A 21,744-nucleotide genomic window follows, 5' to 3' on the forward strand; every position below is an offset into this window, starting at 1 on the left:
TCAGCCTCGTTCTGTCGTTGATCGATCGGTCATGGTCAGGCCTTCGCTCGGCGACCGCGCGCTGATGGGGCGGGGCGCCACGCGTGAAGCTCGTCGAGAGTGACACCCAGCTGTGCAGCCTTGTCGCGCAGGTGCTCGGCGGTGAACTCCGCGAGGTTCACCCCGTAGTTCGTGTCGACCTCGTCATGCCATTGGGTCACCCACGGCTGCAGCTCGGCAAGGCCCGCGACGAGGGGGACGAGTCGTTCGTCGGCCCAGCCCTCGGACTCGCGCGCACCGATGAGTGTGGCGAGCGCGAGTGCCTGCTGTGCGTGGTCCCATCCTGCCCAGCCGAGCACCGGAGTCGGGTCGGTCTCGCGACCTGCGTCGGGGAACAGGATGAACCGCTCCTTGGGCACGTCGAGCTTGCCTCGGTGTTGCCACCACGAAGGCTTGCGGAAGTCCGCGCTCGTGTACTTCGGCGGCACAGGGATGTCGCCGACGGTCTCGCCTGCGTCCTCCTTCCGCTGCAGGTCCCACGTGTGTTCCCACGCCTCGCGCTTGCGCATGCCGGAGTCCTTGAGTCGGTATGCCGCGAGGAACGGCACACTCTCATCGGCGAGGAGCGCAGTGAGCAGGGCCGCGACGGACTGGTCCTTCTTGCCGGACCACAGCTCGAGCACCGAGACGAGGTCAGGGTCCCGACTCACGCGATCGGCGAGTTGAGCCACTGAGGTCGGCGCAGGACGTCCCTGCGCGTCGAACCAGTACTGCCTGTCCTCCAGCCGGTCGAGAAGCCAAGTACGCAGCGCACGTTCGACCTGCTTGTCCCAAGGGGCGCGGTCCCAAGTGCGCTTGCAGTTCGGAGATTCGAGCAGAGCGAGATGTTTGTCGGCCAAGATGGCGTCGATCCGCCGTTGCACAAGCCGTCGATAGTCCACTGGCCAATGAGTCGGGATGTCGGTGCTTCGTCGCTCGCCGAAATCGGAGAACCAACGAGTCACGACCTCGCCGGAGTCCTGTTGACGCGCGAGCACTATTTCGAAGGCGCGCTCCCCAACCTTGAGCATCGGCGGGGTCCCGGCATACTCAAAGTTCTCGTCAACCAGACCGTAATGGCGGTACACCTCCCAGTCCAGCTCCTCCTGCATCGCGACCATTTCGCCACGCAATTTCTCAACCGACGACTGCGCGTTGCTCAACACGCCGGCGGTGGGAACACACTCGGCTCGTGTCGCTAAGCCCAACTCGGAACGTAGATCGGACGCGATTCGATCCATCAATCGGGCGCGCCGCGTGGGCTGCTCCTTCGGGAAGGGAAAATCACGGAGCGTAGTTCCGGTGAATTCGTAGAAGTCACGCCACTTTTCGTCCTTGGACGAGCCGCCTCCTGGGCCACCCTTGTTGTGACTGTTCTGCTTGAGCCAAAAGCAGGCGGTCGACGAGTTCAGGACACCGAGCAGCGCGAGGTGGTCGTCCTCCGTCGCCTCCTTCGGCAACTTGATCACTGGCGCCGAACGGTTGAAGACCTTCCCACCCCGATCCAGCACAAAGTGGTTATGCGTCGCCACAAACGCAAAGACGATGGACAGGGGGGTATGCATCTTCGCGGTGTAGAGCTCCTGCCACTCCCACCAGGTCAGCCCGCGTTGGACCATGGGGGTGCCGAATCGTTTACGTCGGTCCAGAGAGCACTTGTAGGTGCGCAGGGCCCGACCGAAGGTTCCTAGGCCCTCGACGGGTAGAACGCTGAGATCCTCGTCGTAAGGCCACCCTGCGTTCGTGGATCCCGTGACTTGCCACTCACGGATCGCGTCGCCCTCCACCAACAAGCGTGTAGGCCACTCATGAACGCGGCCACCGATGGGCGCAGACATATAGAAGTCGTCCTGGCCGGTCACGGACATGATCCCAGCGTCGGTGATCAGGGCTGACAGCGGCTTGTCGCGTCCTTCGTCTATGGCCGCAAGAAGCTCAGGCGCTCCACCTCCAGTCAAGGACCAGGGGTGGGCCTGGAGTGCCGTACGCGGTAGAGCCGTGATGGTGATGAACTGATTTTCGAAGTTGGCCTTCAGTACGTGTTCAGCAATGGAAGACCACACGAGCCCCTTGGCTGGATCCGAAGGCTGGCCAGGCTCGCCCCTGACACCCAGAACGGCTTTCACCGCGGTCCCTACCGGGGCCTGGTTGCGTCCGACAATGATGGCGGTGGGTGTGCCGTGACCGGGGATGTATGCGCCGGACGTGTCAACAATCAACTGCAAATCCTGGCGAGGGAGAAACTGCTCTACGAGCTTGGTTCCGAACTCCCGCTTCATGAAACCGTTCGAGTTGATCTGGCCCATCCAACCTGCCGGGCGATCTCCCGAATAACGCTTGGCCAACTGGAAGAACCGCTCTATGAACGGCACCGAGAGCGTCCATTTCCCATGACAGGTGGAGTAGAGCGACTTGTACGACGCTTTGAGCGTCGGGTCCTGGACGCTGATGTAGGGCGGGTTGCCCACGACGACGTCGTAGCGGCCCGGCTCAAGGATGTTGCGCAGGCGTGCTAAGTCCTCGCTGCCGTAGGCGAACCCGCTGATCTCCGAATCGGCGTCGAAGCTGTCGAACGGCATCGAGAGCTGGTGCCCGCCGTGGAGGAGCGAGTCACCGGCCGCGAGGTGAAGGGTGAAGCCAGGTGCGTCCTCGAGGCTCGTGAGGCCACAGGCCCCGAGGGCCGCCACGATGAGCCGGAACTTGGCGATGGCGACCGCGAACGGGTTGAGGTCGACACCGTGGATTCCGTCGAGTGATTTCTGCACGCGTGCCTGCACATCGAGCCCCGGCGCTTGGACCGCCCACCGGTCGTTGAGGCGCGCGAACGCTCCGAGAAGGAAGTGCCCTGACCCACACGTCGGATCAATCAGCCGGAACCCTTCGAGCGGGCGCTCTGCGAGTGCGGGCTCCATCGTCTGGTCGAGGATGAACTCCTCGACGAACTCCGGCGTCTGCAGCAGTGCGAAGGTCTTCTTCGCGTAGTCGGAGAGGTCTTGGTAGAGGTCACCAAGGAATCGCGTCGACAGCTCGGGCTCGCTGAAGTCGTGGACAAGCCCGCCGTCCTCGGCCTTGGCGCGCCACAACGACACGAGCTTCTTGGCCGCCGGTCCTGAGGGCGACACCGACCACAGCGGCGAGTGCGACTCAACAAGCTCCCTCGTCGCCCTGACCGAGCCGAGGTGTTCGATGCCCTGAAGCAGCCACTCGCGATCCGTGTGCTCGGGATGTGCCCGGAAGTACTCGAGCTCGGCGTCGAGCGCCTCCTGTCGACGCTCGGCCGGGCCGGCGATCCACACAGGTCGCAGCAGCCGGTTGTCCTCACAGAACCGGATGAAGACGGTGGTCAGGACCCAAGCCACCGCGGCCTGGGTCACCCGGTCGTCGCGCCAGGCCTGCCACGACATGGCGGTGCGCTCGCGTGACACCGCCTGGTGGTGCTCCTGCTGCCACCGCCCGAGCACGTCGGGGTCACCTTGGACACGCTCGCGCAGATCATCCTCGAGCTCGAGCACAACCTTCTTCAGGTCACCGGTCAGACCGGACGCCACCGCCACTTAGTTCTCCTCCTGTGCAGCGGCCACGGCGTACACCGGACCGAGCTCGTCCACATCTTCGGCGTCCAGCGCCACGTACTGCCCCGGGCTCGCGAGTGGCACCGGCCGCCCGTCGAGCGTTGCTCCGTGGTTCGCGGCCAACTGCGGCACCACGAGCCACACGGGTCGAGAGCGCGAGCTTCCCAGGTCGGTCCACCGAGCCAGGAGCTGCATGTTGTCGTAGCGCGCCAGAGGCGATGCCTCGACAATGACGACCGGGCTGTCGCCCCCGGTGGTCAAGGCCTCGTCGACGGCGACCGCGACCTGGTCCCACGATCGGCGGACCAATTCCCGCAGACCACGCCCGGCGCTGCTGCCCGTCGGCTCGGCGTCGGCCGCACGAACGAGCTCCCACGAGATGCCCGCCTGCTCCGCGTTGGTCCGCAGCCCGTCGATGAGCACACCGGTCAGATCGACGACCTGTGCGGCATACCGGCTCTCCAACGCCGCGACCAGACGGGAGGTGCGGATGGCTGGTACGCCCAACGCGAGGAAGGACCGGCTCTGGACCGACTGGTCGAGACGATGCCCGACAACACCGGTGGGTTCTACGGGTCGTGTGCCACGAGCCATCGTCGTGGGCATCCGCGACTGCAGTCCGGTCGTGTCCCCGCGGCCCTGCTGACTGCGATAGACGCCCTGACTGTCGTCGAAGACGAGGCCCAGCTGCGCCTGCGCCACCAGCTCGTCGAGACGGGGCCGCTCGGGGAGGCGTGCAAGGGTGGGGAACCGTGCCTCGACCCGCTCGCGCAGCTCCTTGGGCGTGAGTGCCTGCTGACCTCCGTAACCCTCGAAGGCATGAGTGAGAGCCGACCCCTGGCCGAGGTCCTGGTGGTAGAGCTCGTTGGCTCCGGACGCCGCGGCCGACGTGCTCATTCCAGCCGCGAGCCGAACGAGACGCGCGGCGTCGCGCAGGTTCGCCGGGACGACATCCGCGGAGCCGGTGAGCGTCTGGCTCAGCTGCTGGCCGGCGCGCGTCGGCGGCACGATCGCGTCAGTCGTGCCCACCCGGGAGACCAGCTGGTCCGCGTCGCGCCCCAGCGACTCCGCGACATCGAGCAGCGCGGGATCGTGTGCCAGCGCGACAACCGTCGAGCCCCGGCGGCGCCACGCGATGCCTTGGGTCGCAGCCTCGGCCCGGTCGAGCGCTCGCAACCGGTCGACGGCGAGACGCAGAAGACCTTGGAGCAGCCGCTCGTCACGGCCGTCGCGCGCCGCAGGTGCCAACGTCTGGTGGATGGCGTCGGTCAGCTCTGTCACGGTGGCCACCCCGCCGAGGTCGACGAGGCGCTGGTTCACCGACTGCGCGAGCTGTTCGAGCAGGTCCCGCGACTCGGGTTCTGCTGCCCACGCCTCTTGCAGCGTCCCGACGAGAGTGCTCACACGGGCTGCGGTGACACGGTCCGGAAGGTTGGCCGCGAGCTGCGCCTGGGTGGCAAAGGCGTCGAGGTCCGTCCCCACACCGAGGATGAGACGGACGACGCCGGCGCGGTTCTTGGACCGGCCACGCTCGCTGGCCACACGCAGCAGCATCTCTGCCGCGTCCTCCACCGTGAGCCGATCCTGATCGCTGCGTTGCTTGGGTGCCGCGACGTCACCCAGTCGGGCGCGCCACTGCTTGATGCGAGCGCTGATCTGCAGCCGGGTCGAGTTGGCGACACCCTGCAGTCGTGAGAGCCGAACGGGGTCGACGGTGAGGAGGTCTTGCACGGTGGCGACGGCATACGGCTCCAGCGCCGACAGCGCACGGGCCGTGAGTCCGGATTCCCGCAGTGGCGTCGCGAGGGTCGCCGCAGCCGCCAGCCGGTCCGCGGACTCGTCCGGCTCGGTCGTCGCGTCCGTCGCGAAGATCGACAGCCAGGCGGTGCGCATCTCCTCGGCCGTGTGATGCCTCGCAGCCGAGTCTCGAGCGAGCGCCGTCGCGAAGAACTCGACCAGATGGGCAGAGAGGTTCGGGTCGAAGGCATCGGCCGGGATGAGCGCCTCGTCGGAGACCGCCGCCGGGTTCGCGTCGGGATCTTCGCCGTAGACCGGCGTGCGGCCCGAGGCCATCTCGTAGAGGACGACGGCTGCGGCATACCGCTCAGCAGCGGAGTCCCACCGGTCGCGGCGGCCGGTTAGGAAGGGGTCGAGATAGGGAGGCGTGCCTGCGCTCGTCGCGGATGCTGCCGCCTTGGTGAGGGAGAAGTCGAAGAGGACGAGGTGCTTCGTGCGGTCGCCGCGGTTCTCCCTGACGCCGAGGTTCGACGGCTTGATGTCGCGGTGGTCGATGCCGCCCTTGTCGAGGGCGACGAGGGCGTCGAGGAGGTCCGTGCCGTAGCGCTGGAGCAGGTCGATGGAGAGCCGGTCTCGGCCTCGCAACGCCTCGGCGAGCGTCTCGGTGCCAGCACTCTCGAGGAGTAGGGCGGCGCGGCCGCCCACGGTGACGGGGCCGTCGACGAGCCGAACGAGACGAGGGTGGTCGAGGCTGCGAAGGACCTCCGCCTCGTCGGCGAGACGAGAGGCGGCGTCGTCATGCAGCGCCACCTTGAGGACGCGCTCGGCCTGCGCCGGAGCGGCGGTGGTGCCGGCCTGCAGGTCGGTGACGAGCAAACCCACGGCGGTCGACCCCTGGCCCAGACGTCGCTCGAGCCGGAACCTGCCGCCGAGGAGCGCTCCTGGTGTGGCGTCGAGAGGGTCCTCATCGCTGACATCGGCATCGGCGGTCTGGCGCTCGACGTCGCCCAGGCCGTGGAGGAACGCGCCGACGTCGCCGGTGCGCTGCGCCGGCGCCGGGTTGGTGGCCTTGAGCACGAGGGTGCGGAGTGCAGGGGTGACCTGGGGGACGTCGACGCTGAGGTCGAGCCCGGACTGCTCGCGCAGCCGAGTCCCCAGCGCCTGTGTGGTGTCAGCCGCCGGCTTGCCCGCCACGAGGTAGAACGTCAGGGCACCGAGGCCGAAGACATCGAGGCGCACGCGGTCAGCCGCCGCGTTCCACGCCCCCTCCGGTGCGATGAAGGCCTCGTTCAGCCAGCGGTCGCCCTCGGCGCTGGCAGCGGCGACGCCGCGGGGGTCGCCGGCCCGCGCGCGCATCAGCGACGTCACACCCGTGCCCACGTTGCGGGTGAGGTTGGCCGCGTCGATGACGCCAGAGCCCTGCCAGTCGCCGACCTTGACCTTGACGTCGCCGTCCGTGCCGGGAAGGTCACGAACCCAGATGGCGCGCGGCCTCAGCTCGCGGTGGACGACCTTGTTGCGGTGGGCGTACTGCACCGCCTCGCCGACCTGACGCAGGATCGACAGCTGGGTGTCGAGGGGGACGCCGTTCGTCTGGGCGGCGACCCAGAGGTCAAGCGGCTGCCATGAGTCGTCGTAGTCGTAGACGAGGCCGACGCCGAGGTCGGACTCCACGAAGTCTCGCGGCGCGAGCAGTCCGTCGTGCTGGAGGCGCGACATGATCCGGTACTCGTGCTCGGCGACCTTGCGGATCCGCTCGCGCTCGCTGTCCGGTGCGCCCGTGGGGGTGACCTGAAAGCGGATGCGCGCCCGCTCCTGATGGGCGACCTGGTGGGAGGCCAGCCAGTCCTGCCAGCCGTTTCCCTCGGCGAGCGCTTGGTCCTGGATCACCCAAGAGCCAGCGGTCCGCTCACGTCGCTGGACCAGGCCGATGCGCTTGAGAAGCTTGGCGAGGATGAGCTCTTGGTTGGTCCCGATGGCGCGGCGATGCGGGGGCTGAAGGACGAGCTCAGAGATGGGCGGAAGGTTGCTGCTGTCCTCGTGACCATCGAGACCGTAGAGGCCTCGCGCGCTGGCCTCGCTCAGATCGCAGCGGAACCGGTCGTGGTACAAGAACACGGACTCCTGCACGAACGGGATGACGTCCCGCTCGTCGGGGATCTGGGCTCCGGTCTCTGCAGCCCAGGCCCGGAGCTCGTCCTTGAGCTTGGTGGCGAAGTACTGCGCCTTGCGCCGGGCCAGCTTGAGCGGTGAGTCCTCGGCGCGACGGCCAGCACGCAGCCAGCGGTGGTCGTCGCCGCGGAGGATGCCCGAGTAGTACTTGAGCTCGATGAGGTGGAACTGGCCCCGGCCCAGCAGCAGAAGGTCGACTTCGTGCCACTTGCCGTGGTTGTCGCGGAACTCGAAGTTCGACCAGGCGCGGTAGGGAGACTCGTCGGGCATGATCGCGCGGATGAGCGCGAGACCCTCGGACTCGTGCGTGAACTGGGAGGGCGTCACCTCCACCCAGCGGTCGTCCGACCCTCCCGACACTGCTGGACCCCTCCGAACCATCTGACGCGGACGGCATACCCGGATACGGTCGCCGTAGAGGTCAATCTATAGCCCCCGCAAACGGTTTGTGCGCTGGTCAGGCAATGTGTCGCCGCAGCCGGGGCCGACACTGGAGGAAAGTCACCATGCACTTCGTCGTCTCGGGACATCACCTGGACATCGAGCCCGACGTGGCCCGCTCGCGGCTGTCCGGGCACCCGGCTGAAGACCTTCACGTGCACTGGGTGGAGCTGGACGGACGACGGTGGCCGCCCAAGCAGGCTCTCGAAGTCATCAGTGGCCTGCAGAGGGCGTCCTACACGGCCCACCAGGCGTTGAGAGTGCTCCGGCGTCTGGGCTTCGACACGAGCGAATGGAGGAACGCGCCGAGGCGTGCGCCTCGCGTTTCGGATGGACGAGCTATTGACGCGTCTGTCGAGGTCGAGTCGGAGTCCTCGGATGCGGCCGAGCTCCGCGAGCGCCTTCATGCAGCCGTCGAAGGGCTGGCGGACTTCATGGATGGCAAGCCGCTCACGGCTCGGATCGCCACTCTTGAGGCCGATCTCGTCTCCAAGAGCGTGGACGACGTCATCCAGATTGCCGACGATGCAGACGTCAAGACCGAGCTGCTGGCGTCTGCGCTCGCTGTTCGGTCAAGCCTTGGTCGCCTCAACGACGTCATCCACGCGGCCGTCATCACGCTGTCCCTGCCGCACATCCTCGGTCCGGGGGAAACGATCACCAACCGTCCTTCTCTGGCTGCGGGCAACGACCCCACGAGGCCCTTCGACCTCGAGACGAGCCATCGAGTTGCGGAGTACAAGGTGTCTGTCTGGCGCGGTGCTGACGCCATGCGCAAGCGTGGTGCTTTCGCCGACCTCGTGCACCTCGCGCTCGACGAGAGCGGCCGTCGCAAGCAGCTCTACGTCGTCGGCGCCGCGCCGGGAGCCTTCCTCGACAAGACAGTGAGTCCTGCACGGTGGGGGCTCACCCGAGGTTCCGCGGCACTGAGCCAGAAGTTCGAGGAACGATACGGAAGTCTCGAGATCCCGATCAGCGAGTTTCGTCGGCATCACGCCGGGGACGTAGAGATCATCGATCTCAACGACATCATCCCGGGGCTGTCTGAGCTCATCCCGGAGTGAGTTCCTCGCCCGGCGGTAGGGCTGCATGAGGCACGGCCTCGTGGGTCGTAGCGCTCGCTAGGCGAGCCAACCCCCATCTGTTGTCTGCATTCACCGTCCTCAGCCAAGTCACGTGATCAACCAAACGCGGGTGGCTACGCCAGTGGAGGTTGCTCTGGAAGAAGCCCGCGTCAGCCATCCGATCAAGCGCCTCAAGAATCTGGTCGTGCAGACCAGCGAACTGTCGTTCCTCATCGAGGAACCGCTCAGCCTGGGCCCGGAACGCCAGGGCCCCGTTGTCGTTGGTCATCGCTAAGCGCCAGGCCCGAAGCTCGTGATACCGCACGACCGTCATGAGTGCTACCTCGTACTTACGAATCGCAACATGGATTTCATGTGCCCGCACCCCGAGTTCTGTCTCCCGGGTCTTGATGGCCGATTTCCGCGACAGGTCCTTGAGTTTTTTCGCCTCCGCAGTGAGAGCCAACTTGGCCTCTATCAGGGCTGCACCGAACTCAGGATCTCGACCACTCATGGGCTCCCAGATACCGTCCGTAAGCTCGCCTGTCGCATGGGCCAAGGACCAGGCCTCGAACACTGCCCTGACATTGGCTTCCAACGTCGCCTGAGACTTTCGGTCTTCCCGCGCGAGCAACTCGGTCACTCCCTCGGCGATGTCGTGCAGCTGTCGCTCAATGGACGCCATCTGCGCCTGCATTGCGATCGCGGTGAGTGCTGCGGGACCCGAAACCAGTGCCGTAGTCGTCACCTTGCCCAGAGGCTGAATGCGTGCAAGATGGGCGATCTTGTTGCCCTTCATGCCGGCGGCAACCATTTTGCCCGCCTTGTCGATCATGACGGTGCCCTGGCGGATGGCCTCGGCCGTCTTCGGATCGACCACAACCACTCGTCCCGAGAGCTCGGCTGCAGTCTTGGCGCCCTGGAGGATCTTGGACGCCCCTGTGACGTGTCGAACCAGTTGCTTGGCCACTGGATGCCCCACCGGTCCAAGCGCCTTGTCGGAACCAAAGAGGACAAACTCGCCGGGTCGGTCGGTCTCCACGAATCCCACCTCCGTGGGGGCGTGGTCTCCCATTGGTGGAGTCTGCTGCTCCGCTCGCTGACCCACCACTTGTGCCGACGGAGGAGTTCCGTGGCGTCTCAACAGCAGCTTCGCAAACATTGCGAGCACCGCGACGAGGACCACGATGGCGACGACCATAAGAACGACCTGATCAGGCATGGGAATTCTTTGCCGGTGAGAGGTCGATCAGAAGCTGCGATGGATCGACGTCGAGGTGGCCGAGGTGCTTGAGGAGATCTTCCTGCCGGGGCTGACCGATCACCATGCGATACGCGCCAACAGTCCGCATCAGACGGCGTAGGGCATGGGTCTCCTTGCTCAACGGCATCGCCGGGACATACCGCTCGATTGCGCTGTCCCCCGGACAGACCCAGTAGGGATAGATCATCGACTCTCCCTCCGGTCGGTCAGCGGCCGCGAGGTCGAACACCGTCGCCCAAGGATTGTCTGACGCGGCCACGTCGTGGTGTCCTCCGTACTTGGTCGCGACGTTCTTTCGGACTGCATGCCCCTTGTAGCGGTGGACCCGTCCCTCGCGCTGCTCGAGGTCAACCGGGTTCCCAGGCAGGTTCCAGTGAACAACGGCGTGGCTGTATTGGTGGAAATCCAGACCTTCTTGACCCACCGAGGTGGAGGCAAGAACGAACGGCCAGAACGGCGAGTTGTACGCCGCCTGCACCTGCTGCTCTCGCATCACGCTCTTCTGATCCTCGGTCGTTCCGCGACCGAATCGGACGGCGAAGTGGTTCCTCAGGTTGTGCGTGCGGTCGATCTTCACGTGCGTCCGCGTCGTGCTGAAGAGGTGCAGTCCACTGTTGACGGACCGCAGGGAGAGCGCCTCGTCCATTCGATAGCAGATCTCGTCGATCTGATCCTGGAGCGGACGCTCGAGCACACCCAAGGACTCCAGCAGCACGTGCGCGAACTCATCGAGCACCGACTGGAGCCCCCCACCGACCGCGTGCCGAAGGACGGCGCGCCAGTAGGGCTCCTCCTCCGTGGACTCGCGGCGGACAAGCGCCATGACCTCAGGCCGGTTGAACAACGTCCTGAGCGACCAGGCGATGGTCGCTGCGCCCTCCTGCCATATCTTCGGCACCCGCCAGTCGGCGCCGAGGGTTCTGCCGAGAGTCCTCAGCGCCACCACCCCCGGACCACCGACCGCCATCAGCGTGAGCACGTCGACAAGGTCGTCAGGTCGCCGACCCAGGTCCTCCGGCTGCAATGCGTCAGCGACCTCGACATGGTCGACGAAGCGGCTGTTCGACCCGTCATCGTCCGGACCGCCGGCGTATCCGAACCAGAAGTCCAACAGGCTCAGCTCAGGTTCCGTCAGCCGGTCGAGAAGGATCGGTGCCGCCCAGTACCAGCGGTCGTCCACCCGCCCCTCATCGCCCCCCGGCGGCAGACTGGCAAGCCGCGCCTTGACGTCACGCTCGACGTGGCGCCGTAGCTCGTCCGCAGCCATGGGATATGTCAAACGCGACTCGCGAGCGATGCGAATCGGATCCCCAACCTCCGCGAGAGCCAAGGATGGATAGAGCATCCCAAGAACCGGCATACCCGTGAGTCGTCCGGCACTGCGCTGGAACGTCAGAAGTGCTGTCTGTCGGGTGGCGTCATACGCTCGCTCGCCATAGGCCGATCCAGTCGAGCTGCCAACAAGTCTCCGGGGACTGCTGACGATCTGGTTGTCACTTCCGGTGTGGTGTTTCAGGCCGCGTGCGCGGCACGGTTGATGGTCTCAAACTCGATCGGGGTGAGTTTGCCGAGGGCGCGTTGCCGCCGCCGGCGGTGGTAGGTCCGTTCGGTCCAGCTGACGATGGCCAGCCGGAGCTGGTCGCGGGTGTCCCAGCGGCGGGCGTTGAGGACGTTCTTCTGGAGCAGGGCGAAGAAGGACTCCATCGCGGCGTTGTCGGCCGAGGAGGCGACGCGTCCCATCGACCCGAGCAGGCCGTGGCGGTGCAACGCGGCGACGTAGGGTCGTGAGCGGAACTGGCTGCCTCGGTCCGCGTGGACCACGCATCCGGTGACCTGGTCCGGGCCGCGTCGAGCGATCGCCATCTCGAGGGCGTCGACAGCCAGGTGCGAAGTCATCCGCGAGTCGATCGAGTACCCGACGATGCGGCGGGACCAGACGTCCTTGACCGCGCACAGGTACAGCTTCCCTTCGGCGGTGGGGTGCTCGGTGATGTCGGTCAGCCACAACCGGTTCGGTGCGGGTGCGGTGAAGTCGCGTTCGACGAGGTCGTCGTGCACCGGCGGCCCGGGTTTCTTGGCCCGGCCCCGCTTGCGGGAGTGCGCGGACACGATCCCCGCCTGCGAGCACAGGCGCCACACCCGCCGCTCGGATACGGTGTGGCCGGCGTCGGTGAGCTCGTCGGCGATGAACCGGTACCCGAACCCCGGGTCGTCGGCGTGGACCTCGAGCGCGGCATGGGTGGCGTACGCGTCGACCAGGTCCCGCTCACTGACCGGGTGTGCCTTCCACGCGTAGAAGGCCTGCCGGGAGAACCCGAGCAGCCCGCAGGTCACCGCGACGGGGACACCGTCGGCGGCAAGGTCCAGGACCAGCGGGAACGTCATTTTGGGGACTGACCCAGCCTCAGGTTCGCCTGGGAGAGGTACGCCGCGGCCCGACGCAGGACCTCGTTCTCCTGCTCCAGCAGCCGGTTGCGCCGACGCAGGTCCCTGACTTCCTCGGACTCGGCTCGGGTCACGCCGGGACGGTGGCCGTCCTCGACGTCCGCGCGGTGGAGCCAATTCCGAAGGCAGGACTCGGAGATTCCGAAGTCCTTGGCCACTTGCGCGATCGACGCATCGCCTCGGCGCGCGACCGCGACGACGTCATCACGAAACTCTTTCGGGTGAGCAGCTGGCATGTCGACATCCTTCCATCGGGGATCTCTCGTCCCCACAGATCAGGTGTCAACCAAACCTTCAGCAGTCCCCCGCTCGGCTTCATAGCTCACCGTTGACGCGATGGCCTTCGGGACCACGGTCCATGAGGAGAACACCAGCCGTTTGGTGAACGAGCGCAGCTCGGGTTCTGCGTAGGCGCCAGAGAGCTCGTAGTAGGGGAGAGATGGTGGGATCCATGCCAGTTTCCAAGCGCCGCGATCCAACACGTCACAGACCAAGCCGCGCATCTTCGCGTTTCCTGGGTCGAGCGGCGCGTAGCTGACGAGGTCACTCCAGCTCAGCCGCCCGCCCGCCACCTCCAAGGCTCTGGCCAGTTCACGGTTCGGACCCTCTGCCTCCAGCTCGAGGTTCTTCTTGATCTTGTAGTCGTCCATGAACTCGAACAGGTGAGGTGCACTGCGCCAGTACTCAAGAACATCGGATGCCTTCAGAAGTTTTGCCACGGCGTTGTCCGATGCGTATCTCTTGAAGTCCTGCGGCAGGACCTCAACTCCCGGAAGTTCCACCACGCGGATCATGCCGTCACGGTCAGGCGTTGAGGCCAGCCTTTCCGTTCGGGCCATGACCCGGCGCAGCTCGCCCTGAGCCAGGTCCCGCGCCTCCCGGGCGGAAGGCAGGTCGCCGGCATACAGAGAGACGCGCAGTCGTTGGGACGCCACGGCAACCGCCGCGGCTCGGTCAGGTCCGGCCAAGAACCGCACGGTGTCCGAGAAGTCTTGGTAGTGATCGTCGCCCTCGACCTCGTCAGGCAGTGTGTACATCTTGAACGGGGTGGCCGACAGGAGCAGCACCTTCGTTCCCGGACGGTTGAAGAGCGCATGAGCCAGCTCCGCGGCCTCGTTCTCCTCGTCCATGAGCGACTTAAAGCGCTGGAACTCATCGAGAATCACCAGGTCCGGCTCGAGCTTCTCGACGGCGGCTGCTGCCAGGAGATGCCGGAGCTGACCGATCAGCTGATACCTCCGACGACTCACGTGCTCCGGGGGTCGCTGCCCGCTCCTCAGCCGATTGAAACCCTCAGCGCATTCATAGAGCGCATCGAGCAGCAACTCCCCGCTCTTCAGCCTGGTGGCGCGAACGTCACGAGCAAGCGAGGCGACCATCTCATGGGGTATGCCCCGTAGCTCGTCCCTCTCGAACTCCTTGAGTGCCCGGGCGAAGTTGTCGAGCTTGGCTCCACCGCGAAAGAAGCGGAGCCAACGCCTCGAGCGCAAGGCTGGATCGTTGAGACCTTGCTTGAGCATGGCGTAGAGAAGGACTCGTTCATGCAGCCGGCCTCCGCCGGCCCCCTTGAGATTGAAGGACGTTCCGGGGGTGAAGGAGATGAAGTTGACCTTGCGCGACTCCAGGGACGCCAGAGCGCGCGGCAACATCGTCAAGCGGTCAGCATGCTCGACCTGTTCGTGCGAGCCGATGCGAAGCTTGTTGAGGTTCTGGGCCGCGATGGCGTTGTTGGAGCAGATGTAGACGACATCGATGCGATCGATCGTGTCCCACAGGTGGTCGATGGTCTTGGCGATCACGCCGCGCGCCACCAAGGTCTTGCCGAGGCCGACCTCATCTGCGACGAGGAAGCGCTCGACCGCGTCCTCCCCGTACAGGCGGTCATGGACGTAGTCGACGGTCCGTCGCTGGAAGTCCTTGAGGTTGCGGAGCTCCACTTCCATGTCGGGACGAGGGTTGCTCATGGTCTCAGCTCCTCTGCCGCCGTCCACGCGGTCGCCCACAGTTTCATGAACTCTGCAGAGAGGTGGGGCACCTTCCCATCGACATCCTCGAGCTCACGCAGGAGTGAATCGACCCTGCTGAGCGAGTCATCACGCCGGGCCACCGCGCGAGCCAGCGGTTCGAAGACAACGAGATCTTCGGAGGTATCGACTGCTGGATGGCCCGCCTGATTCTTCTTCTCGCGGTCGCCGCCCTCATCCTGCCCAAAGCCAGCCACCATGGCGTCGAACGCTGGATCACCCAGCAGGAGCGCGAGGTACCGCAGGATTTCCCTCTCGCTGGCAAGGAGATCTCTCAGGATGAGCTTCAGTCGGCCCACAGGATCGCCGACCAGCTCCGCCTTGACGACGCACGTCTTGCGAACCTTCCCATCCTGCGTTGACATCAGCGAGTCGAGAACCATGAACGGGGAGATGTTCTGCTCTGCCATGCCGCGCCACACGAGAGCGGCGCTCAGCGGGAGCGCTCCGCCCACTCGCCCCAGCGGCCGGATTGTCGTCGAGCTGTCCGTCGGCGCCTGAAGGGTCGGGACCGAGGCGCTCAGGGTCCACCCACGCCCCTTCTCCTCGAGTGCTGACAGCTGGATGCCCGAGGCTGCCAACTCCGCGTGGAAGGTCTCGAGAGCGAGTTCAGCCGCGAAGGATGCGTCTTCGATCCCCTCCTCAACAGGGATCTCATAGGGCTCGATCACCTGTGAGAAACCGACGCCCTCGGAGGAGTCGTCGCCGAACAACGCGCCCCAGCCGCACTTCGAGGTAGGTCCGGTCAGCAGAACATCGAACTCGACGTTGCCCTGAAACGCCGCCATGGTGCCGTTGGCGGAGCCGGTCAACACCGATGCCCCTTCCGCCCTCTCCCACACAAATGTCTTGGCGTGCAGACCCGTCGTCACGTCAAACGCCGAGCGAGTCTGGGACTCGGCGGTTCCGGAAGCTTCCCGTGGCGCCCGGTCCGCCGGGTCAGCTGCCCCTTCAGGCTCGGTCGTCTCGGCCGCCCGCTGGAGGGTCCACGTGGTGAACGTTGTGGGGATGGCAGCACTACCCACTCGTCCGAAGGTCTCGGGCCTGGACACGATGCGGCCTGTTTGCCGCGAGGCTGGCATCGACGCCAGGAACCCCGCGTCCAGGAACGGCGTGATTGCGGCGAACCTGCTGGCCTTGTCAGGGAACGGCCAACCCCTTCCGGATGCGGTCCCCAATGGCCAGAACTCGGCGGCGCCGAATCCGGAGGGTAGAGCGAAATCAGCCTTGCGGACCGATCTCGCCAGCGACGCGACATCATCTCGCCGCGCTTTCGCGAGGGGCCTCGTGGTCAGCCGAGGAAGGTCCTTCAAGAAATCTGCGAGCGGCGCTGCATCGGGTGACGCACCCGATGCAGTCGTCATCTCGTCGAGCCGCAACACCGTGTCCCATGAGCGATCGGTGGTGAGGTTGCGGCTCAGGCACAGGAAGCGGTGCCGGAATGTGCCCGACTCGTCCATGAATCGCAGGATCCAGATCTTGGGATGGAACAGGCGCCCAGGAGCAGGAGCCGTGACCTCGACCGCCATCCCCTCCGCAAAGGCCACCAAACGCTGGTACGACGAGGGAACGTGGATCGCTCCCGCCTGACAGAACACCGTCGTTCGGTCTGCGTACCGCTTCACCGACTCGAGCAGTGCGATCGGGTCCGGGGTGTGTGTGCCGTCGACGTTCGCCGCATCGTGCGCCGCCAGCATCAGAGGGGCGAGAAGGAGGCTGTTGAGATCCAGCGAGTAGGTCGTCGCGACGGCCACGTCCAGGGCCGTGCCTGCAGGCGGCTTCAGGGCGTCCGTCAGCAGATGACGCACGTCAGGGCCCAGCATCAGTGCACCCCCGCTCCGGCATAGATGTCGTTGAGGTGGCGACCGGCCACGAACCATCGGTAGTCAAGCTCCACCAGTCCTGAGGCTCCGGTCCACGCGTCGAGCGCCTTGGGATTGTCCAAACGCGCACGAGACCCCTTGAGTCGCCGCTCCCGGGTGGCGATCAGTCGTCTGGCTTGGCCGTTGGATGCGAGACCGCGGCTCCCTGCTACAGCGAGCCATTCCATGATGAAGGCCTGAGTCGCCATGGGCAGGCGCGGGTTGAGGGTGCGGATTCGGATCCAGAACTCTGTGGTGTTCCAGGTCCTGAGGGTGCCCTCCGTCGCGAGGCCGTCCCGCCACGCGTTGAGTATGGATTCGTACGTCTCTACGGAGTCATCGTCCTCGAGCTTCTGGGCAAGCATGAGGTTGTACAGCAGCGGCGCGCCCTGAATGACGTGGGCGAAGCTCCTGCCGTGCTCGACGAGGTTCCGATGCTGGTCGGGGAACTCGGCAAACTGAGGGTGGTGCCAGACGTTCCTGCCGGCGTCGGCAGGCCGGCCCTCAAGCGCCAGCCAAGCCAACAGTGTGCCGGGGCAAGACGCCGCGATGCGATCACGGAGATAGTTGGCCTCACCCTCGGTCAGATCGAAGGTCGCCGATGTCAGAAGATCCTCCGGCATCGGGGGCAGGGCGGGGTCGAGCCCCCGGCTCTCGCTTCTCGCGGCGTCCTCCTCCGCGTGATCGCCGGTCACGTCCCGGTGTCCGCTGACAGCGCGCAAGTGACCACTCAGGGTGACGTTCCAGGTCCGCAGCCCCCACGTGCCCAAGCCCGCCCAGTAGGCCGCGCTGGGCATCCGCTTCAACCGTGCACGTGCCTCGCGGCCGATCACGCCCGTCGTCTCACCCCCTGTGATCAGGCTCTCGATCAGGTTCACCTCTGAGGCCCGCAACCTGCTCGCCGCACGATCTGCCGGCAGTCCGCGTCGTGCGACGTCTCGCAACAGCCAACCGACGAACAGCATGTATCGGACACGTGTCTGCAGAACGGAGGTGCCGGGGAACAGGGCGTTCGCGATCGCGTCGCGGATGACGCCGATCCCCAGCTCGTCGACGGACGACTGGTCCTTGAAGGCCTCAAGAAGCTCGTTCATCAGTCTTTGCTGGGACTCGTCGGTGTCGAGCCACGCAAGTGTCGACATGTCCAGATCCCCTTTGATCAGTTCCGCAGACTCGCCGAGCGAACCTGCACACCGTCGCCGAGACTATTTGTCGAGCTCGGGCGAGGGGAGCGGTTCACGGAAATCCAAAGTTGCAGCGCATTCAGGCGACCCCCTCCGCACCCTGCGCGTCCGCACCGTTGCGGTGGTCAGGACTTGCGCGGTGCAGCGCCGTAGTGGGCGTTTGCGGGAAAGCGGTCCTCCGCGGCAGAGAGCTTGGTTCTCGCTGCTGCCAAGAGATCGATCTCAAGAACGTCCGCAAGGTGAACGAGGTAGATGAGAATGTCCGCCATCTCCTCAGCTGCGCGCTCCTGTCGCCTGCCTGAGGAGAACTCCCTGCTCGCCTCGTCGGATGGGATCCACTGGAACAGCTCCGCCAGCTCACCCACCTCACCGACCAAAGCCAGGATCAGGGACTTGGGGTCATGGAACTTGGACCAGTCGCGCTCGTCTCGAAAATTGCGAAGGTCTGCTTTGAGGTCCTCCACGGCATATGGCTCAGTAGGCATGCGTCGAATCCTGCAGCAACGCGCCGACCGTTGCCATTGCCCGAGCGTGCTCTCGGGCGGGCGGTTAGAGTCGCTGCCGTCAACGCGGATCGACGAGCTTCTCACTGTGGACATGCTCCCCCGCACGCTTATGTCGTGCTGCCTGGGAGTCTGTTGTGTCGTCGCTGCTGCGCTGTTCAGCGGGCGGCTTCTCGGCTCTCGAACTCCACCTCGAGGAGCGGCTGGCCGAGCAGATGAAGCACTCGACAGGACGAGACCCGTCGCCGGGGGAGCGGCGTTCGTGGAGCCGCAGCCTGCCCGTGCTCGCCGCTGACCTCCAGGACGCGGGTCTCGGCGGAGTCGAGATGCTCATCGAGTTCCAGCTGCCGCTCACGAGCAAGCGTGCTGACGTCGTCCTGGCTGGAGTTGACCGCAGGACTGGCGAGCCGGCATACGTGGTCGTCGAACTCAAGCAGTGGACGGATGCTGAACGCTTTGAGGACAACGACGACTTGGTTCGCGTGGGCGGATACGGGAGTCGTCCGGTCACGCACCCCGCGGCTCAGGTCAGCGGATACGTGGAGTACCTCGGGGACTTCACCGCATCGATCGCCGAGGCCGAACGCGCCGTGCGCGGGATCGCCTACCTGCACAATGCGACCGATCACGGGGTGGCCGACCTCCTCGCCACCTCGGGGTCGAGGGCAGGACGCATGTTCACCGGACAGAGGCGTGCGGAGCTGAAGGAGTACCTCCGGGAGGTCTTTGCACCGGAGAGTGGCTCCGCGGCCGCCGACGAACTGTTGGGAAGCGCCATTCGGCCGTCACGGCAGCTCATGGCCGTGGCCGCTGACGAGGTGCAGCGCCGGGAGATGTTCACACTTCTCGACGAGCAGAAGGACGCCTACAACTACGTCCTTCACTCTGTTCGCCGCGCGTCGCAGTCCAACACGAAGACGGCCGTTGTGATCTCGGGTGGCCCGGGCAGCGGCAAGAGCGTCATCGCGCTCTCGCTCATGGGAGAGCTGAGCCGACAAGGACGCACGGTGATCCATGCAACCGGGTCCCAGTCGTTCACCCAGACGCTTCGCAAGGTGGCGGCGGCGCGGAACCCGCGAGTGCGCAAGGCCTTCCTGTACTTCAACTCGTTCATGTCCATGGAGCCGAACTCCTTGGACTGCGTCATCCTCGACGAGGCGCACCGCATCCGAGAGACGTCCGTCAACCGATACACGCGCGCAGACATGCGGACCGGGCGTGCGCAGATCGACGAGCTCCTGTCCGTCGCGCGGACTCCGGTGTTCTTGCTCGACCAGTACCAAGTGGTGCGCCCGGGGGAGATGGGCACAGTGGCGGACATCCGCGCCGCGGCGGCCACGCATGGAATCGATGTCATGCAGGTCGATCTCGACGACCAGTTCCGATGTGGAGGGTCCCTCGAGTACGTCAACTGGGTGCAAGGGCTGTTGGGGCTGGGGGGCTCTGAGGCACACCGGTGGGCTGGCGACGACCGGTTCCAGGTCGAGGTGATGGAGAGTCCTGATGAGCTCGAGTCCTGGCTGGCATCCAAGCGGGACGGCGGTTTTGGGGCACGACTCTCGGCGGGATACTGCTGGCCATGGAGTGACCCTCGGGTCGATGGCTCCTTGGTGCAGGACGTCCAGATCGGTGACTGGGCGCGACCGTGGAACCTCAAGGGTGACCGATCGCTCGGAGGGGCACCGCCGGCGCCCCTCTGGGCGACGGACCCGGCTGGCTTCGGTCAGGTCGGCTGCATCTACACGGCACAGGGCTTCGAGTACGACTTCGCCGGCGTGATCATCGGACCGGACCTCGTGTGGCGCTCCAGCGCTTGGCGCATCATCCGCGGCGCCAACAAGGATCCTTCGCTGCGCAGCCTGACCCAAGTGCCCGATGCAGACTTCGACCGGCTCGTGCGCAACGTCTACAAGGTGCTGCTCACGCGAGGGATGCAAGGCGTCGGCATCTACTCACCAGACGACGAAACCCTGCGACATATCGCTTCCCTGACCTGAGTCAGGGGTTGATTGACCGCATACCCATCACCGCGGATCGACGGGCTTCCACGTAGGACATGCCTCCCCGCCTCATCCAAGAGGCCGAGCATGTCCACATTCATCATTCTGATCGACCGCAATGTTCCTCAACATTGGGGCTTCGCCAAGCGCAACGGTTTCTGGGACCTGCAGAAGAACTGGCAAGGCATAGGAGTCGGCGACACTGCGTATTTCTGGGTCACCGGAACACCCGGCCGGGTGGTGGGTCGAGCGCGACTCACGAGCAACAAGGTGCCTCTGCCGTCAAACACTCCCCACGCATGGTCGGAGAACGACACACGTCGAGGGGACTACCACTTCCGGATCCATCTCACAGACTTCGAGGACCTTCCCGACGTTCGTCTGGACTGGGGAGAGGTGCGGAACGCCACGGGTGCGCCAGGACGCCTCAATCCGGTGACCCGGATCCCTGACAGAGGAGTGCCGTGGCTTGAACAGCGACTGGGAGTGACGTCGGCTTCGCCAGCCACGCCGACCTCGCAGGGTCGTATTGACACGCATTTTCCAGAGCCCATGGCGTTGAGACTTGAGGACCTTTCTCCAAAGCCCCGCGGCCTTAGTGCTCTGACCGATCGCCAAGCGGTCATCGACGCTATGCGGGAGCACAACGACATGGGGCGCAAGGCGTTCCTCGAGAAGTACGGCTTCGGGGAGGCCGTTCGTTACGTCTTGGTGCACTCAGGTCGTGAGTACGACTCAAAGGCCATCGTCGGAGCTGCACTCGCTCACCAACCCGGAGTTTCTGCACCTCTGCCGCGTGGAAGATTCAGCGGCGGGGTCGATGGCGCCGTCGCGAAGCTTCATGAATTGGGATTCACCGTCATTGATACCAAGCCCGAACCTGACGCTCGGCCAGTCGCCGATGTGCTGAACGGCGAGTCGTCATCTCCGGAGGTCCAGGCAGTCGTCGAAGCGGTGGAGAAGGTCGCCGGACGCCGCCGTGGTGGGCAGGGCTACGGACTGTCTGCGGACGAGAGGCGAGCTGTGGAGCGACGTGCCGTGGATGTGGCCACGGCCTACTTGGAGAGTCGCGACGGTGGGACGTGGAGCGTGACTGACGTCGGGGCGACGCAGTCCTATGACCTCGACGCACGCCGAGGCACGGACGAGCGCCTCTACGTCGAGGTCAAGGGCACCACCGGCGGCGGGGAGGAGATCCTCCTGACGAAGAACGAGGTCGATCTGCATCGGTCGGTCCATCCCAACAACATGCTGGCCATAGTGACGGGCGTGGTTCTCGATCGCAGCGCGTCACCAGCAACGGCGTCGGGTGGCTCACTGCGTGTCATCCAGCCTTTCGATCTCCTCGTAGATCGACTGACTCCGATCGCGTACCGCTACTCCGTGTAGGACCACTCCGTCGAGCGGTCGACCGCAGATGCTTCCAAGGGATCGCCCTTGGCACCTCTTCGATCCGTC

11 protein-coding genes and 1 pseudogene are annotated in these 21,744 nt (G+C 65.5%); 3 read left to right on the plus strand and 9 right to left on the minus strand.

All coding sequences use genetic code 11. The annotated features are described in order from the left end of the window. Positions 1-35: 35 nt before the first annotated feature. Positions 36-3,572: a BREX-2 system adenine-specific DNA-methyltransferase PglX gene (gene pglX / locus AC3EU2_RS07050; protein WP_488179003.1), complete on the minus strand. Its 3,537-nt coding sequence runs from the start codon at positions 3,570-3,572 to the stop codon at positions 36-38. After that, entirely contained in the window at positions 3,573-7,859 is a 4,287-nt protein-coding gene (gene pglW, locus AC3EU2_RS07055) for a BREX system serine/threonine kinase PglW (RefSeq protein WP_488179004.1), read from the minus strand. A gap of 146 nt (positions 7,860-8,005) precedes the next feature. Here pglW and AC3EU2_RS07060 point away from each other — a divergent pair, with 146 nt between their 5' ends. Then, positions 8,006-9,004, plus strand: a complete 999-nt coding sequence (locus AC3EU2_RS07060; protein ID WP_488179005.1) for a hypothetical protein — start codon at positions 8,006-8,008, stop codon at positions 9,002-9,004. Here AC3EU2_RS07060 and AC3EU2_RS07065 read toward each other — a convergent pair. The 7 genes and pseudogenes from AC3EU2_RS07065 to AC3EU2_RS07095 all read right to left on the minus strand — a co-directional run bounded on the left by AC3EU2_RS07065 (position 8,991) and on the right by AC3EU2_RS07095 (position 18,268). Continuing rightward, complete coding sequence (locus tag AC3EU2_RS07065) at positions 8,991-10,226, minus strand: hypothetical protein (RefSeq protein WP_488179006.1); 1,236 nt, start codon at positions 10,224-10,226, stop codon at positions 8,991-8,993. The genes AC3EU2_RS07060 and AC3EU2_RS07065 overlap by 14 nt on opposite strands. Next, on the minus strand, positions 10,219-11,535 hold the full coding sequence (locus AC3EU2_RS07070; protein WP_488179007.1) for a C-terminal helicase domain-containing protein: 1,317 nt from the start codon (positions 11,533-11,535) through the stop codon (positions 10,219-10,221). Before AC3EU2_RS07070 ends, AC3EU2_RS07065 begins: the two co-directional genes overlap by 8 nt. 245 nt (positions 11,536-11,780) lie before the next feature. Further along, a pseudogene (locus AC3EU2_RS07075) lies at positions 11,781-12,949 on the minus strand (IS3 family transposase). 39 nt (positions 12,950-12,988) lie between these two features. Continuing rightward, positions 12,989-14,677 (minus strand): DEAD/DEAH box helicase family protein, encoded by a 1,689-nt coding sequence (locus tag AC3EU2_RS07080; RefSeq protein ID WP_488179008.1) that lies wholly within the window; start codon positions 14,675-14,677, stop codon positions 12,989-12,991. After that, complete coding sequence (locus tag AC3EU2_RS07085; protein WP_488179009.1) at positions 14,674-16,560, minus strand: phospholipase D-like domain-containing protein; 1,887 nt, start codon at positions 16,558-16,560, stop codon at positions 14,674-14,676. The genes AC3EU2_RS07080 and AC3EU2_RS07085 overlap by 4 nt, the downstream gene beginning before the upstream one ends. Beyond that, on the minus strand, positions 16,560-17,741 hold the full coding sequence (locus tag AC3EU2_RS07090) for a DUF6361 family protein (protein ID WP_488179010.1): 1,182 nt from the start codon (positions 17,739-17,741) through the stop codon (positions 16,560-16,562). Before AC3EU2_RS07090 ends, AC3EU2_RS07085 begins: the two co-directional genes overlap by 1 nt. A 167-nt stretch (positions 17,742-17,908) precedes the next feature. Continuing rightward, positions 17,909-18,268, minus strand: coding sequence for a nucleotide pyrophosphohydrolase (locus AC3EU2_RS07095; RefSeq protein ID WP_488179011.1), 360 nt, complete (start codon positions 18,266-18,268; stop codon positions 17,909-17,911). Positions 18,269-18,423: 155 nt separating this feature from the next. Between AC3EU2_RS07095 and AC3EU2_RS07100 the strand changes: the two genes are divergently transcribed. Both AC3EU2_RS07100 and AC3EU2_RS07105 read left to right on the plus strand, forming a co-directional pair. Next, on the plus strand, positions 18,424-20,283 hold the full coding sequence (locus AC3EU2_RS07100; protein ID WP_488179012.1) for a DNA/RNA helicase domain-containing protein: 1,860 nt from the start codon (positions 18,424-18,426) through the stop codon (positions 20,281-20,283). Between the two features lie 90 nt (positions 20,284-20,373). Further along, positions 20,374-21,675, plus strand: a complete 1,302-nt coding sequence (locus AC3EU2_RS07105; protein ID WP_488179013.1) for a protein NO VEIN domain-containing protein — start codon at positions 20,374-20,376, stop codon at positions 21,673-21,675. Positions 21,676-21,744: the final 69 nt, after the last annotated feature.

It is taken from the genome of Knoellia sp. B-D-2 (assembly GCF_057714695.1).